At 37.4% G+C, this 15,173-nt stretch carries 14 protein-coding genes; all 14 read right to left on the bottom strand.

From position 1 onward, the window contains the following. Nucleotides 1-118 precede the first annotated feature (118 nt). Nucleotides 119-2,188, bottom strand: coding sequence for a bifunctional aldolase/short-chain dehydrogenase (locus ACUN0F_RS17400; protein WP_445539807.1), 2,070 nt, complete (start codon nt 2,186-2,188; stop codon nt 119-121). 186 nt (nt 2,189-2,374) lie between these two features. Next, complete coding sequence (locus ACUN0F_RS17395) at nt 2,375-4,165, bottom strand: L-fucose isomerase (RefSeq protein WP_445539806.1); 1,791 nt, start codon at nt 4,163-4,165, stop codon at nt 2,375-2,377. Between the two features lies 1 nt (nt 4,166). Further along, the gene (locus ACUN0F_RS17390; protein ID WP_445539805.1) at nt 4,167-5,660 is read right to left on the bottom strand and encodes a rhamnulokinase; all 1,494 of its coding nucleotides are present in this window, start codon (nt 5,658-5,660) and stop codon (nt 4,167-4,169) included. A 27-nt stretch (nt 5,661-5,687) separates the two neighbouring features. Beyond that, nucleotides 5,688-6,338 (bottom strand): class II aldolase/adducin family protein, encoded by a 651-nt coding sequence (locus tag ACUN0F_RS17385; protein ID WP_445539804.1) that lies wholly within the window; start codon nt 6,336-6,338, stop codon nt 5,688-5,690. A 53-nt stretch (nt 6,339-6,391) separates the two neighbouring features. Further along, nucleotides 6,392-7,387, bottom strand: coding sequence for an ABC transporter substrate-binding protein (locus ACUN0F_RS17380; protein WP_264461128.1), 996 nt, complete (start codon nt 7,385-7,387; stop codon nt 6,392-6,394). A gap of 47 nt (nt 7,388-7,434) precedes the next feature. After that, nucleotides 7,435-8,439 (bottom strand): ABC transporter permease, encoded by a 1,005-nt coding sequence (locus tag ACUN0F_RS17375; RefSeq protein WP_445539803.1) that lies wholly within the window; start codon nt 8,437-8,439, stop codon nt 7,435-7,437. Nucleotides 8,440-8,473: 34 nt separating this feature from the next. Continuing rightward, nucleotides 8,474-9,979, bottom strand: a complete 1,506-nt coding sequence (locus ACUN0F_RS17370; RefSeq protein ID WP_445539802.1) for a sugar ABC transporter ATP-binding protein — start codon at nt 9,977-9,979, stop codon at nt 8,474-8,476. Nucleotides 9,980-10,038: 59 nt separating this feature from the next. After that, on the bottom strand, nt 10,039-10,470 hold the full coding sequence (locus ACUN0F_RS17365; protein WP_046954880.1) for an RbsD/FucU family protein: 432 nt from the start codon (nt 10,468-10,470) through the stop codon (nt 10,039-10,041). Between the two features lie 53 nt (nt 10,471-10,523). Beyond that, the gene (locus ACUN0F_RS17360) at nt 10,524-11,534 is read right to left on the bottom strand and encodes a LacI family DNA-binding transcriptional regulator (RefSeq protein WP_046954879.1); all 1,011 of its coding nucleotides are present in this window, start codon (nt 11,532-11,534) and stop codon (nt 10,524-10,526) included. Between the two features lie 335 nt (nt 11,535-11,869). After that, a complete protein-coding gene (arsC, locus tag ACUN0F_RS17355) occupies nt 11,870-12,274 on the bottom strand; it encodes an arsenate reductase (thioredoxin) (protein ID WP_445539801.1) in 405 nt (134 codons plus the stop codon). A 25-nt stretch (nt 12,275-12,299) separates the two neighbouring features. After that, nucleotides 12,300-13,340 (bottom strand): ACR3 family arsenite efflux transporter, encoded by a 1,041-nt coding sequence (gene arsB / locus ACUN0F_RS17350; protein ID WP_445539800.1) that lies wholly within the window; start codon nt 13,338-13,340, stop codon nt 12,300-12,302. A gap of 18 nt (nt 13,341-13,358) precedes the next feature. Continuing rightward, nucleotides 13,359-13,796, bottom strand: a complete 438-nt coding sequence (locus ACUN0F_RS17345; RefSeq protein WP_445539799.1) for an ArsI/CadI family heavy metal resistance metalloenzyme — start codon at nt 13,794-13,796, stop codon at nt 13,359-13,361. Between the two features lie 60 nt (nt 13,797-13,856). Then, nucleotides 13,857-14,162 carry an arsenical resistance operon transcriptional regulator ArsR gene (arsR, locus tag ACUN0F_RS17340; protein ID WP_000046014.1) on the bottom strand — a complete coding sequence of 102 codons (306 nt, stop codon included), beginning with the start codon at nt 14,160-14,162 and terminating at the stop codon, nt 13,857-13,859. Between the two features lie 372 nt (nt 14,163-14,534). Further along, on the bottom strand, nt 14,535-15,059 hold the full coding sequence (locus ACUN0F_RS17335) for a nuclear transport factor 2 family protein (RefSeq protein WP_264461125.1): 525 nt from the start codon (nt 15,057-15,059) through the stop codon (nt 14,535-14,537). Between the last annotated feature and the right edge of the window lie 114 nt (nt 15,060-15,173).

Genomic DNA, 15,173 nt, shown 5'->3' with positions numbered 1-15,173 from the left:
CACATTGACTTATTCTATTCTCCCCATGAAATTCGCTATTCTTTTATATGGAAGTATAATAGGCAAAAATATTCGCCTATTACACCTCTTTTTATACACCTTTTCACAAGCAAAATACTTATCTAGTAAATGCCGCTGTTACACCACCATCAACTGTAATCATACATCCTGTTGTTTTATCTGCCTTTGAAGAGGCAAAGAATGCAATCGATTCAGCGATGTCTTTCGAATAAATATTAACCAATAATGTTGTGCGTTTGCGGTAATGCTCTTCTAACTGATCAGGCTCGATACCATATGCTGCGGCACGTTCTTCACGCCATTTTGAACCCCAAATGGCTGATCCTTGCAGAACCGCATCTGGAAGAACTGAATTTACACGAATACCATACTCACCGCCTTCAGCTGCAATACATCTCGCTAAATGCGTTTCAAGTGCTTTTACAGAACTATATGCCGAAGCGTTTTTGCCGGCATATACAGAGTTTTTTGAACCGACAAATACCATATTCCCGCCAATTCCTTGCTGTTTCATTTGCTTGAATGCTTCACGTGCCACTAAAAAGTAGCCTGTTCCAAGTACGTTCATATTTAAATTCCATTCTTGAAGTGTCGTTTCATCGAATGGACTAGATGTCGCAAGTCCTGCATTATTTACGATACAATCAATGCCTCCGTAAGCAAGAGCTGCCTGCTCAAATGCCGCCTTCACTTCTTCTTCTTTTGTTACATCCATTTTCACCGCGAGCGCACGACCTTCGCCATACTTCTCGTTAATTTCAGCAGCAACTTTTTCCGCTCCTTCAAAGTTCAAGTCAGCAAGCACGACATGTGCACCTTCTGAAACGAGGCGGCGTCCCGTTTCACTTCCAATTCCGCCAGCACCACCTGTAATAAACGCAACTTTGCGAGAAAATTCCGCTTCAGCCGGTGCTAACGATAATTTATATAACTCTAACGGCCAGTACTCTACATTGTAAGATTCATTTTCATTTAAAGAAACGAAACGTCCAAGTGTTGTAGAACCTTTCATTACCGAAATTGCCCTATGATACAGCGCACCACTTACTTTTGACATCGCCACATTTTTACCGGTATTCACCATACCGATACCAGGAATTAAAATAACACGAGGTGCAGATTCAAACATTTTGTCTCCTTCGTATTTGTTACGTTCAAAGTAAGCTTTATACTCTTCTTTAAAGCTTTCCACACCAGCTTTCATTTTCTCTATTAATCCGTCCGTGTCTTTCGTTTGCGGATCCCAATCAATGTAAAGGGGACTGCGCTTTGTATGAACTAAATGATCGGGACAAGCTGCTCCAACTTGCGAAAGCTCTCGTGCATTGTGGCTGTTTACAAATTGAAGTACTTCATCTGCATCATCATAAGATAATAGCATTTTCTTTTCATCGCTAACTGCCCCGCGAATAATCGGCATTACTTTTGCAAGAATACTTCTACGCTCTTCTACTGAAAGTGCTTCGTATTTTTGACCTCCAAATACAGTACTTTCAGTCACTCGCTCATGAATATATTGTTCTGCCTCATTAATAACAGCAATCGTTTTTTCATAACTTTCCTTCGCCGTATCTCCCCAAACGACTAAGCCGTGTTTTTCCATTAACACTAGTTCAGCATTTGGATTATTTTTCACGCCTTCTGCAATCATTTTAGATAACGTAAATCCAGGACGCACATACGGAACCCAAACAAATCGATTACCGTAAATCTCCTCGGCAATTTGTCTTCCATTATGTGCGCAGCAAAGACTAATAATAGCATCTGGATGTGTATGATCCACATGTTTAAAAGGTAAGAAAGCATGTAATAATGTTTCGATGGACGCACGCGGATGCTTGTTGTCAATCATACAATGCGCTAAGTACTCAACCATTTCTTCATCTAGCATTTCTTCGCGCTCCATTAATAAACGAATGTCTTCCATTCTTAAACCAGTAAAGTTTTGTCCTTTCATCGTCGCTAAATCAGATCCACTTCCTTTAACCCACATGACCTCTACATCATGACCACGAAAATCCCTTTCCACTGTCTTTACCGATGTGTTTCCGCCGCCCCAATTACATACTGCACGGTCTGTTCCAATTAAATTCGATCGATACACTAATTCGTTTACTCCTTGTGATAATTGTGATGCCTTCGTTTCGTTCCATAAGCTATTAACCATATTTTTACCCCCGTTGTTTTTTATTGTTCTATTATTCCGGATACGAAAATAGTGTATATCCGTATGTTCAAGAGTTTCATATTTCTTGTGATTCCTTTAAACACTACAATTGTTACACTTTCATTCCAATGCGAAAAAATATGCTCTATAGTAACCCCCCGACATATTATTAGGGGGATTTTTAACTTAATGGTATAATGGCCCAAAGTTTTGGCAGGCGCGGTAATCTGCTGCTTCTGGATCTTTTGTTCCGAACATTCCCCATGCACTCGGTCTGAAGATATTCTCTTCTTTGACGTTATGCATATTTACAGGAATTCGGAGCATGGAAGCAAGAGTAATTAAATCATTGCCAATATGTCCGTAGCTTATTACACAGTGGTTGGCTCCCCAATTATTCATCACGGTGTAAACATCTTTAAAGGCACCTTCCCCTGTTAAATTTGGTACAAACCAAGTTGTTGGCCAAGTTGGATCGGTTCTCTCATCCAATACGTCGTGAACCTCTTCTGGTATTTCAACCGTATAGCCTTCTGCAATTTGTAAAACAGGACCTAATCCTTTAACAAGGTTAAGACGGGCTGCTGTTACAGGCATATTTCCCTTCGTTAAGAAATCACTCGAGAATCCACCTCCGCGGAAATATCCTGTTGAAGCTGGTCTCCAGGACGTAGCTGCTAGACAATTTTGAGCTTCTTCCTCCGTAATTTCCCAAAACGGTTTTATAACAGGATTTCCATCTTTCGTTTGTTGTCCTGTACCATCAAGCGCAGCAGAACCGGAGTTAATCATATGAATAAATCCATTTGCCGCCAATCCTTCCGGTTTATGCCCTGTCACACGTTCTACCGCCTCCGGGCTCCAATACGTTCTTACATCTGCAAAAACTTGAGCCGTATTTGTTAATAAATGGCCAAATAACATCGTAACTCCATTTAAACTATCATTTTCAGTAGCCATAATGTATGGAGGACGAATGCCGTTCCAATCAAAGGATGAATTTAAGATTGTTTCCATAAAATCACCATTCGGGAAATGGTCCGTCCATTGGCGTTGGCCTTGGAAACCTGCAGAAATGGCATTATGTCCTAATGCTTCTTCACCATAGCCAAGTTCCTCTAGTTTCGGATTTCCAACCATGAGATCTCTTGCAATTAACGTCATTTTAACGCTAGTTTCCCAGTCTTTATTCTTTTGCTCCCTTGATCGTTGCATCTCTTCTGCATTATTATCTGGGCCTTCTGGGCAATACTCCTTCACCCAGTTTAAGGCCATTTCATATTCTTCCTTATCATAAATCTCTTCATCTATCCTTCTTACAAATTCAGACATGTCGATGTATTCATTTCTCATTCCTAAATAATCTTGGAAAAATTCAGGTTGGACTGAACTACCAGCAATCCCCATAGATACAGATCCCATCGAAAGATACGATTTTCCTTTTAAAGTAGCAACAACAAGACCAGACTTTGCAAATTGAAGTAACTTTTCCTGCACATCTTCAGGAATAGATGTATCACTTAAATCTTGCACATCTTTCCCGTATATGCCGAAAGCAGGAATACCCTTTTGATTGTGGGCAGCTAGGACAGCCGCAAGATATACTGCCCCGGGACGTTCTGTTCCATTAAACCCCCATACTGCTTTTGGAATATCGGGATTCATATCCATTGTTTCAGAACCATAGCACCAGCATGGTGTAACAGTTATAGAAACACCGACCCCCTCTCCTGCAAATTTTTCAGCCGTTTTAGCTGATTCAGCTACACCGCCAATGCATGTATCAGCAATGACACATTCTACTGCTTCCCCATTATAGTGACGCAAATTTTCAGTTAATAAGTTTGCTACCGATTTTGCTAGATTCATCGTCATATCTTCAAGAGATTCACGTACACCATTTCTTCTCCCATCAACAGTCGGTCTTATACCGATTTTTGGTAATTTATTGTAAAATCTATTATGAACAGTTTTCATTTTAAAACCCCTTTTTCATTACATTTTTGTCGATTATTTCGGTAAAACGGCCGTATGCTTCCTGCCATTCTGATTGATTTTGAGGTTGATAATGTTTAACAGGAAACGAATTTTCAACAATGTCTCTACCTTCCTTTAAATCTTTTATTTTCCCGAGTGCAATCCATTGGGATAATGCATTTCCAATCGCACTCGCTTCAACCGGTCCTGCTACAACAGGGCGGTTTGTCGCATTTGCGGTAAATTGACAAAATAAATCATTTTGAATGCCACCGCCGCCCATATGGATAACTTCTATCGATTTTCCAGTTAAAACTTCTAGTTTTTCTAAAACCCACCTGTACTTGAGTGAAAGACTCTCCAAAATACAACGGAGGAAACTTCCTTCCGTTTCAGGAGGCTGTTGCCCACTCTTTATACAGAAATCCCGTATTTGTTTCGGCATATTTTCTGGATTGAAGAAAGAAGGATCATCCGGATCTATGAAATGTGTAAACGGTTTTGTATGTCGAATCAACTCTGCTTCTTCTTCGTAAGTAAAAAGCGTACCTTCTTTTGCCCAAACCGCTCTACATTCTTGCATGAGCCATAATCCCATAATATTTTTGAGTAACCTGAACTCGCCATCTGCTGTTCCTTCATTTGTAAAGCCCCATTCCAATGCCTGTTCATTGACGATTGGATCTTTTACTTGAACGCCCATTAAGATCCACGTACCGCAGCTCATGAATACTGAATTTTCTGACTTTACAGGCAATGCAGCAAGAGCACAGGCAGTATCATGTCCCGTTCCAGCAATAACCTTAACAGGCTGTATACCAAATTCGTTGTGAATCGAAGAAAGCGTCGGACCGAGAGTCGTTCCTGGCATCACAATATTTGCCATAATTTCTGTAGGAAGGCTAAGCTCGGTCATAAGGGCAGTATCCCAATTGCGTTCATGAATATGAAATAACGATGTCGTCGTACTGATCGTATATTCATTCGCCTTTACACCGGAAAATAAATAACTCAATAAGTTTGGTGTTAACAAAAGAGTTTTTGCCTTTTCCATTAAATCCGGGTTATTCTTTTGTATCGTATACAGCTGGCAAATCGTATTAATTGCTGCTGGTGTAACTCCCGACCGAGAGAACAAAACATCCCGTGGAATGACTTCCATGATTTCTATTAGGCTATCATTTGTATGCGGATCTCTATAAGAATACGGATTGCTAAGCAATTCCCCTGTTTCAGATAGAAGCCCGAAATCAACTCCCCACGTATCGATAGACAAACTTTCAATCGACTTATGTCCGTTTCGAATACTTTTACCAATTCCATTTTTCATCTCCTGGAATATCCTTAACACATCCCAATAGTAATGACCTGTTACGTAAACCGGACGGTTGGAGAACCTGTGAACCTCTTCAAGATAAAGGCGTTTTCCATTAAATCCACTTACCATTAAACGACCATTGGATGCACCTAAATCAAAAGCCCAAACTTTTTCCATTCATTCACACCCTTCAGAAACATGTAACTACTCCGCATCTTTTAGTAGTTGTAATCTATATTTCTCGGAAGATAGATTTCTTAAATCGTGACATTCATCCTCTGTCAGCACTCTTGGCACACCTACTGTCGATGCAATCGTATATACTTTTGCCGCTTCTTCTAGAATTTGCATAAGAAAATATGCTTCTTTCATCGTTTTACCAACCGTCAGGACGCCGTGATTTCTCATTACTATTACATCATTTTCTTCAATCACGCCCGATACTGCGTTAGCCAATACTTCTGTAGTCGGAATCATATAGTCAAGGTAAGCTACGCTTTTGATCATTGCCGGAAAATCTGGGAATAGACTCGGAATCGTATGACCAGTACATGATACACCTACCGAATAGCTTGGATGGGCATGTAAAACAGCTGTTATATCAGGACGCTTACGAAAACATTCCAAATGCATTAATATTTCAGATGATGGTTTTAAATCATCTAATATCTCACCAGTTTCAATATCGACACGTACCCACTCGTCGACTTCTATCTCTTGCAAATCAAAACCGCTAGGAGAGATATACATCATATTCCCATCTCTCATACTTAAATTTCCACCTGCCCCTACTACAAGACCAGTTTGGACAATCTTATTTGCATATAATTTCAAATCATTTATTACACTCTGCAATGTTATACACCTCAGTTTCTATCTTATTTGTATTGCTAGCTTCGTTTTATATTTTATTGATATAGAACTTCCTTAATTTTTGGATCATCAATGTTCTTTTTATCGTACCAATAGAAACCAGTGTCAATTGTTTTTGATACTTGTTTCCCATCTAAGTTTTCAACAGCAGCTTTCACAGTTTCATAACCAATTCCAATTGGATTTTGTGTAATCGCACCTGCCATTACGCCGCTCTTAATTGCATCAATTTGTAGTTTACCAGAATCAAATCCAACTACTACGACACTCTTTTTGTTCAATTCTTTAACAGCATTTACTACCCCAATCGCAGAACCTTCATTTGTACCGAAAATACCTTTTACATTTGGGTGTGCTTGCATAATTGCTTTAGCAGCGTCAGTCGATTTTAATTGATCACCGCTACCATATTGAATATCGACAATTTTGATGTTCGGATACTTTGTTTTGATTGTATTTACAAAGCCATCTCGGCGTTCAACACCTGTTTTACTTGTCTGATCATGAGCAACTACTGCTACTTCGCCTTTTTCCCCAACTAATCCAGCCATTTTTTCAGCTGCAAGAGCTGCTGCCGCTTTATTATCTGTTGCAGCTGTTGCTACAGGTATATCTCCTTCAACACCTGAGTCAAATGCAACAACCGGAATTTTTTTGTTTTTTGCTTGTTCTAATAAAGGAAGAGCAGCTTTAGAGTCTAATGCGGCAAAACCAATCGCATCTGGTTTTTTATCAAGTGTGCTACGTAGCATTTCAACTTGTTTGTCGACCTGTGCTTCCGTTTCAGGACCTACAAATGTAATATTTACCTTATATTCATCCGCTGCTTGCTCAGCCCCTTTTTTAACTGCCTGCCAAAACTGATGCTGGAACCCTTTTGAAATGATTGCAACATAGCGCTTGCCGTCATCTTTTGCAGGAGCATTACTATCCTTACTTCCCGTGCTTGCATTATTTGAAGAACACGCTCCCATAAACATTGAGATTGCGAGAATTGATGATAAAACGATGCCCTTTTTTGCTTTCTTCATCCAAAACTCCCCCTATATATTGTTTTATTTTAAACACAGTATCGCAGTTAATTCTTTGCTTTTTTGTTTCGTAACACATCTGCGTAAACTGCTAATAAGATAACCGCTCCAACAACTACTGTTTGCCACTCTTGCGGTACGGAAAGGATTTGCAGACCATTTGTTAACACACTCATAATCAATGCACCGATAACAGTACCAAGAATTGTTCCTTTACCGCCACTTAAAGAAGTTCCTCCAATAACTACTGCTGCGATTGCTTCCAATTCATATCCTGCTCCTAAAGCAGGCTGAGCAGAATTTAAACGAGATGCCATTATAATCCCTGCAACACCAGTAAAAACACCTGCAAGCATGTAGATAATTATTTTCCACTTATCCACATTCACTCCAGAAAGACGAGTCGCTTCTTCATTGCTTCCTAGTGCAAATGTATACCTTCCGATTATCGTTTTATTTAAAATTAAGCTTGCGAAAATGGCCATTCCAAAAAAGATGAAAACAGCATTCGGAATAGCAAAACCAGGGATAATAGAACCCATCGCAATTTTGTTAAAACTCGGTATAGAAGTAAAATAGATTGGAGTGGCTTTCGAAATAACAAGTGCCAAACCTTTCGCGATCATCATCATCGCTAACGTTGCAATAAATGGTGGAATCTTCAATTTTGCAATTGCAGCTCCAGAAATCAAACCTACTACGGCGCCTATTAAAATACCTCCAATAACAGCTACCCAAACCGGTAAACCTAAGTTGACAGCAAACACACCTGTCATAACCGAAGACAAAGTCAGTACGGTTCCACATGATAAATCAATTCCACTTGTAACGATAATCATCGTTGCTCCTAAAGCAAGGATGCCTGTAACAGCTGTCGATAGAAAGATTCCTATAATATTATCAAATTGCAGAAAATTAGCTGAAGCAATTGAAAAAATGAAAACAAGTACTATTAAACTCGCAAATGCTAGAAGCTGCTGAAGGGCATTTGAATTCATCCCTTTCCTCATCTTCCCTTCAACTGGAAACTCGACTGCCTTCTGTATTTCCATTCCTGTTCACTCCTTTATCATCCATTAATATTCATTACATAATTCGTTTTGTGGCAAGAGTCATAATCGCTTCTTGCGATGCTTTTTCATCATTTTTCAATTCTCCAGTTATCTTTCCTTCACACATGACAATGACACGGTGACTTATCCTTAATATTTCTGGAAGTTCTGAGGAGATCATAATGATAGATTTTCCTTGCTCAGCTAAATCATGTAGTAACTTATAAATTTCATCTTTTGCCCCGATATCAATTCCGCGTGTAGGCTCATCGAAGATTAAGATATCTGAATCTCTAGTCAACCACTTGCCAATAACTACTTTTTGTTGATTCCCTCCTGAAAGATTTTTCACTAATTGATTACCAGACGGTGTTTTTATTTTTAACCTTTTAATAAGTTCCTCAGATTGTTGATCAATTTTAGAACCATGCATCAAGCCAAGAGGTTTTACATAATCTTTCATGGATGCCATTGCAATATTTGTTTTGACATCCATCCCAACTAGAAGCCCAAATTGTTTTCGATCTTCGGACAAATAGCCAATTCCATGTTGTACTGCATCAGTCGGACTTTTTATACTCAGCCTTTTTCCATTTATGAAAATCTCCCCTGAATCTAATGAATCTGCCCCAAATATGGCACGGGCTACTTCCGTTCTTCCAGCCCCCATCAATCCAGCAAAGCCAACGATTTCCCCTTTATACAGTTCAAAACTTACATCCTTTATCGTGTTCCCTCTCTTTAAATTTTTCACTTCAAACACTTTTTCTCGCGTTTTCTCTTTCATTTTTGGTTTTTGATTGTTATCAATTTTTCTTCCAACCATCATAGAAATAATTTGTTCAATCGTTGCATCTTTCGTGTTCATCGTCCCTACGTATGTACCATCTCGCATAATCGATACACGGTCCGTAATTTTCTTTAGCTCTTCCATACGGTGAGAAATATAAACAATTCCCACACCGTCCTGCCGTAATTTCCGAATCATAACAAATAGTGCATCGATTTCAGTATCCGTTAAGGCTGCGGTTGGCTCATCCATAATCAATACTTTTGAATCAAAGGAAAGAGCCTTAGAGATTTCCACCATTTGTTGTTTCGCAACTGTCAAATTACCTACCAATTCTCTTGGATCTAGATTAATGTTTAACCTTTCAAATAGTTTTTTCGCCCTGTTATTTAGTTCTTTTTCATCTAAAAAAAGATTAAATAACCCTTTAGGTTCTCTTCCAATAAAAATGTTTTGGGCAACTGTTAAATGCGGGGCTAAATTAAGTTCCTGATGAATAATACTAATTCCAAGTCTTTGTGCTGCTTTTGTATCTGGAACCTCTATTTCTCTTCCTTCGTACGCAATCGTTCCAGCATCTCTTTGATAAATCCCTGTTAAAATTTTCATTAAAGTGGATTTTCCAGCTCCATTCTCTCCCAAAAGTGCGTGAACTTCGCCTTTTTTCAATTCAAACCGCACATCAGAAAGCGCTTGCACGCCAGGGAACGCTTTACTAATTCCATCCATTTTCAGTAGCAATTCACTCATCCCATCACCTACTACCCTATGATTTTTTAAATGAAACAATCTATAAGTTTAATACTGCGCTAATCCGTAACCACGCCCTTTTTTAAAATCATATTGGCATAGAGAGCACTTTCACTCGTTGCAACAATTGCATAAGCCTTCTTTGCTCTCTCATAAAATGCAAAGCGATCAATCATCTCAAAACTATCAAAATGAGTATCATATTGTTTAATCACTGCATCATACGTTTCCCAAATGGAGGGCGTGCTAGGATCCCCTTTTACAACCTTCATTAATGAAACAGAATGATTACTATACGTATCGAGCGGAAAGAATTGCAAAATTGCCTGTAATACTTCAAGAACCCCATGTCCTTCACATCGAATGAGCTTCACCCCGCAAGAGGCAGCGGGGAAATTTCCATCCGCTAACACAATCTCATCCCCATGCCCCATTTCTAAAAGAATTTTCATTAAATCTGGACTAATTATTTTCGGTATTCCTTTTAGCATTTCTATCTCCCTTCCGATTTTTATCTGAACGAAAAGCATCATTCCTAATCGTTTTAACTACTTACACTTTGTGCATCTATTAGTAATTTCGGTGTAAATATTTCATTAAAAGGGCCTTCTTCATTGTTTAAACGCTTTAGTAAAATATCACCTACTCTTTCTCCCATTTCATATGGTTTGTGAGCTACTGATATAATCCCAGGTGCTCGTAATAATTGTGCTGCTTCCACATCACCAAAAGAAGCTATCACTACGTCCTCTGGTATTGAGTATCCTCTCCTCGTTAATTCAAGAAGAACACCGAATGCCATTTCATTGTTCAAAGATAGAATAGCTGACGGCTTCTCAGTAAAATTAAGAAAATAATCAACTGCTTTCATTCCGCCTTCTCTTGTGAAAGTGCTATTAAACGTATAGTTTTCATCTTCCTGAATCCCGAACTCTTCCAAAGCTTTTTGAAATCCTTCATAACGCTCTTTACCTGTACTTACGTTCAACAATCCATTCACAAGACCAATCGATCTATGCCCCTGTTTTAAAAGATATCTCGTTAATGTATAAGCACTTTCAAAATTACTTTCTATAACCGAATCTAATTTTGAATCTCCAATCTCAACAGTCCGGTCAACTAAAACAATTGGTACACCGGCTTGATGAATACTTCTTACTCTTTCTTCACACCCTCCAGCAGTCGCCAATACAATTGCATCCACCCGTTGTTCCACTAATAGCTGCAACAACTTATCCTCTTTTTTAGGATTTTCGTGACTGCTACAAAAAATAAGGTTATATCCCTTTTGCTGCACAATATCTTCAATCGCCTTTGAAATTGTCATGTAATATTGGTTTGTGATATCTGGAATCACAACACCAATCGTGTATGTTTTATCTTGCTTTAAACTTCTAGCAATCGCATTTGGTTGATAATTAAGTTTTTTCACAGCTAAATAAACACGATCTTTAATGTCGTCACTTACAAATCCACTTGCGTTTAACACTCGAGATACTGTAGCTGTAGACACATTCGCTTCCATTGCAACATCTTTAATTGTAGACTTAGCCATTTCATCACTCTTTCTAAGTTTTCAAGAAATCGTTTACTTCAGTTTCGTTTAAAGCTTTATTTCATCCATGTAAACGATTACTTAGTAGTTTACATGGATAATAATAATTTAATTTTCAAAATATTTCAACACTTTTTAAAACATTTTTTTCATAAAAAATATACCTATACATCAGATAACCTGCAAAGTGTGAATGAGATCATTTTTTTATGATGAAATGGGCGTTTTTTAGACTTATTTTTTATGGAAGGAATGCCGCAACATCGTTCTATTACGAAGATTTGTAGTACATAAAAAGAAAGAGCCTACTCGTGTGAGTTGGCTCTTTCCTTTATTTATTCCCCTGTTTCAGCAAATCGCTTTATACGTTCTTCAATTTCATCGCGAACAAGTTGAAATTCAGACCACTCTTTTCCTGCTGGATCGTCGAATCCCCAATGAACACGATTTACGTGCGGAGGTGTCGAAGGACAAACAGAATCTGCATGACTACAAAGGGTAACAACTAAATCAGCGTTATTTAAAATATTTGAATCGATTATATCCGATGTTTGATTCGTTATATCAATATTTACTTCATTCATTGCTTTAATAGCATTTGGATTTACTCCGTGTGCTTCAATTCCTGCAGAATATACATTCCACTTATCACCTAAATATTGTTTGCCCCATGCTTCTGCCATTTGGCTTCGGCATGAATTTCCTGTGCATAAGAAATAGACTGTCTTTTTGTTTTCCATGTTGTTTTCCGCCTTTGTTTTTAAATTATACTGGTTGATCATTAAAATATTTACGCTTAAACCAAAAAGCGACATTTACAAGTGCAATCATTACAGGTACTTCCACTAACGGACCAATAACAGCTGCAAATGCTGCGCCTGAATGAATACCAAACACACCAACTGCTACAGCAATTGCTAACTCAAAGTTATTACTACCTGCTGTAAATGCTAACGTTGTTGTCACCGGATAGTTTGCACCAATTTTCCTTCCCATAAAGAAAGAAACAAAAAACATCACAATAAAATAAATGAGTAATGGAATTGTTATTCTTACTACATCTAATGGTACGCTAACAATCATTTCCCCTTTTAAAGAGAACATAATGATGATTGTAAATAATAATGCAAGTAATGTAAGTGGACTAATCTTCGGTATAAACACCTTTTCATACCATTCTCTTCCTTTTAACTTAACAAGTACAAAGCGTGTTAACATACCTGCTATAAAAGGAATTCCCAAATAGATAAATACGGATTTCGCTACTTCTATCATTGTAATATCAACAATAGCCCCTTCAATCCCTAACCATTCTGGAATGACTGTTACAAACACGTATGCATAAACGGAGAAGAATAACATTTGAAATACTGAGTTAAAAGCTACTAAACCTGCAGCATACTCTTTATCCCCATCCGCAAGGTCGTTCCAAACAATTACCATTGCAATACAGCGTGCTAAACCAATCATAATGAGCCCGACCATGTATTCTGGCTTATCAGGAAGAAAAATAATTGCTAAAACAAACATAAGTACAGGTCCGATAATCCAGTTTTGTACTAAAGATAAAACCAATACTTTTACGTCTTTAAATACTCGGCCCATTTCCTCATAGCGAACTTTCGCTAATGGTGGATACATCATGACAATTAAACCAACAGCAAGTGGAATAGACGTCGTTCCAACTTGTAATGTATTTAGTCCGTCTACTACACTAGGAAACACAAACCCTAAACCAATCCCAACAGCCATAGCTAGAAAAATCCATAGCGTTAAATATCGATCTAGAAAAGATAAACGTTTCATTTTATTTTCCATCTCCTATTAACAACAAGAATTTTTTTCTACTACGTTAGAAGTCGTGCAACAAGATGAATCTTCAATTTTATGAACATCACTATGTGCTTTTGTATAAAAGAATTCCCACTCGTTCCCATCATGATCTGTTATCCAAAACTTATCTTGAACTGCATAGCAACAAGTCGTATCCATCTCATCACGCGCAAAGAAACCTTCTTTTTCTAACCTTTCTTTATGTAATGTAATTTCTTCAGCTGTATCCACTTGGAAACCGAAATGATTTACCTGATTTCCCTTCACTTCATCTCTTACATTCAGTGTGAAATTAAGTCCTGGCACCTCTAATAAAAATTTTGCATAATCCACTTTCACCTTAACTGGTGACACACCAAATACCTTTTCGTAGAATTCGATAGACTTCTCTAAATCCGTAACATTTATACCAACGTGAACATATCTCATAGCTTATTCCTCCTCTTTATATATCGTTAATCAATTTTTTTTGATTAATAAATCAAAATTTTAACAACAACTACCTTTCCCTGTTTTTCTAAAGATACAACACAATTCTTCTGATAATAAATTATTTACTTCCGCATCATTTAAATCATAATAACTCCACGTACCTTTTGTTTCTTTTACAATTAAACCTGCATCTAATAAAATCTTTAAATGATATGACAACTTAGATTGCGTCATTTCAAAAATCTCTGTTAAATCACATACACAAGTCTGGCCTCGCTGGCAAAGTTCATACATGATTTCTAGACGCTTCTGATCCGCCAACGCTTTAAACTTTTTCTCATAGAGCTGAAAATCTTGTGCCACTGTAGTTCACTCTCCCTTCATCAATTTTTTTTGATATTTATAGTATATACGCAGATGAGTTCTATATGCAACTAGTTCATCAATTTTTTTTGATTTACCAAAAAACTTCCTCTTCAAAATCTATACTTGAATACTTTTTCTTGCTCAATATAAAATAGCTTTCTTACAAATTAATACGATAATTTAATATTAACATGGTGCAGTTTCAGGGATAAGTTATCAGAAAACATATGAAGTAAGCACTCTACAAATGATAATATATTAAATCTCGTTAAAACAAAAAGATATGTCCTAGTAGTATACCTAGGACATCCCCTTCATTTTATAATTTCTAGATTCTATACATCACTAACAATTGAATATACCTTCTGTCTAAAACATAGTATTATCATTAGCTGCTTCACTTGGAATCTCTTGAATTACATCCCAGTGTTCAACAATCTTTCCATCCTTGATACGAAATATATCCACTATAGCAACTCCCTTATCTTGAGAATTAGTACGAGAATGTACATGAAGAGCAACTGTATCTCCTTCTACTACTACTCGTTTAATCTCTGCAGAGGAATTAGGATTTTTAACAAAATCCTCCTTAAAGAAATCCATGAAGGCTTTTCGTCCATCAGCAACAAAAGGATTATGTTGCTTATAATCTTCGCTAACATATTTAGGGATAATATCAATATTATGTTTGTTAAAAACTTCATTATAGAAATCAACTACCATCTTTTTATTCTTTTCATTTTCTTTCACTTCTTTTGATACAGAAGCAACATTCTCGCTCTTTATTGAGTTACCTTTGTTATTACCGGTGGAAGCTTGAAATATCAAAGTCGACACAATTCCTAAAATAAACACAGAAATAATTATTACTATTAAATTTTTCTCTAATTTCATATATACCTACCTCTTCTAATCATATAAATTATATTCCATAACACGATTGGGAAGTAAAACCCTTCCCCAAAATGTAATGTCAGGGGTAATGTTAGGAAATTTCATTTATCCTAA

It is taken from the genome of Bacillus sp. 1A, from assembly GCF_052682215.1.
This window is presented reverse-complemented; position numbering and strand designations above follow the sequence as displayed.

Coding starts and splice junctions, on each gene's coding strand:
- ACUN0F_RS17400 (WP_445539807.1), bottom strand. CDS start 2,188: ATGGTTAATAGCTTATGGAACGAAACGAAGGCATCACAATTATCACAA.
- ACUN0F_RS17395 (WP_445539806.1), bottom strand. CDS start 4,165: ATGAAAACTGTTCATAATAGATTTTACAATAAATTACCAAAAATCGGT.
- ACUN0F_RS17390 (WP_445539805.1), bottom strand. CDS start 5,660: ATGGAAAAAGTTTGGGCTTTTGATTTAGGTGCATCCAATGGTCGTTTA.
- ACUN0F_RS17380 (WP_264461128.1), bottom strand. CDS start 7,387: ATGAAGAAAGCAAAAAAGGGCATCGTTTTATCATCAATTCTCGCAATC.
- ACUN0F_RS17375 (WP_445539803.1), bottom strand. CDS start 8,439: ATGGAAATACAGAAGGCAGTCGAGTTTCCAGTTGAAGGGAAGATGAGG.
- ACUN0F_RS17370 (WP_445539802.1), bottom strand. CDS start 9,979: ATGAGTGAATTGCTACTGAAAATGGATGGAATTAGTAAAGCGTTCCCT.
- ACUN0F_RS17365 (WP_046954880.1), bottom strand. CDS start 10,470: ATGCTAAAAGGAATACCGAAAATAATTAGTCCAGATTTAATGAAAATT.
- ACUN0F_RS17360 (WP_046954879.1), bottom strand. CDS start 11,534: ATGGCTAAGTCTACAATTAAAGATGTTGCAATGGAAGCGAATGTGTCT.
- arsC (WP_445539801.1), bottom strand. CDS start 12,274: ATGGAAAACAAAAAGACAGTCTATTTCTTATGCACAGGAAATTCATGC.
- arsB (WP_445539800.1), bottom strand. CDS start 13,340: ATGAAACGTTTATCTTTTCTAGATCGATATTTAACGCTATGGATTTTT.
- ACUN0F_RS17345 (WP_445539799.1), bottom strand. CDS start 13,796: ATGAGATATGTTCACGTTGGTATAAATGTTACGGATTTAGAGAAGTCT.
- ACUN0F_RS17335 (WP_264461125.1), bottom strand. CDS start 15,059: ATGAAATTAGAGAAAAATTTAATAGTAATAATTATTTCTGTGTTTATT.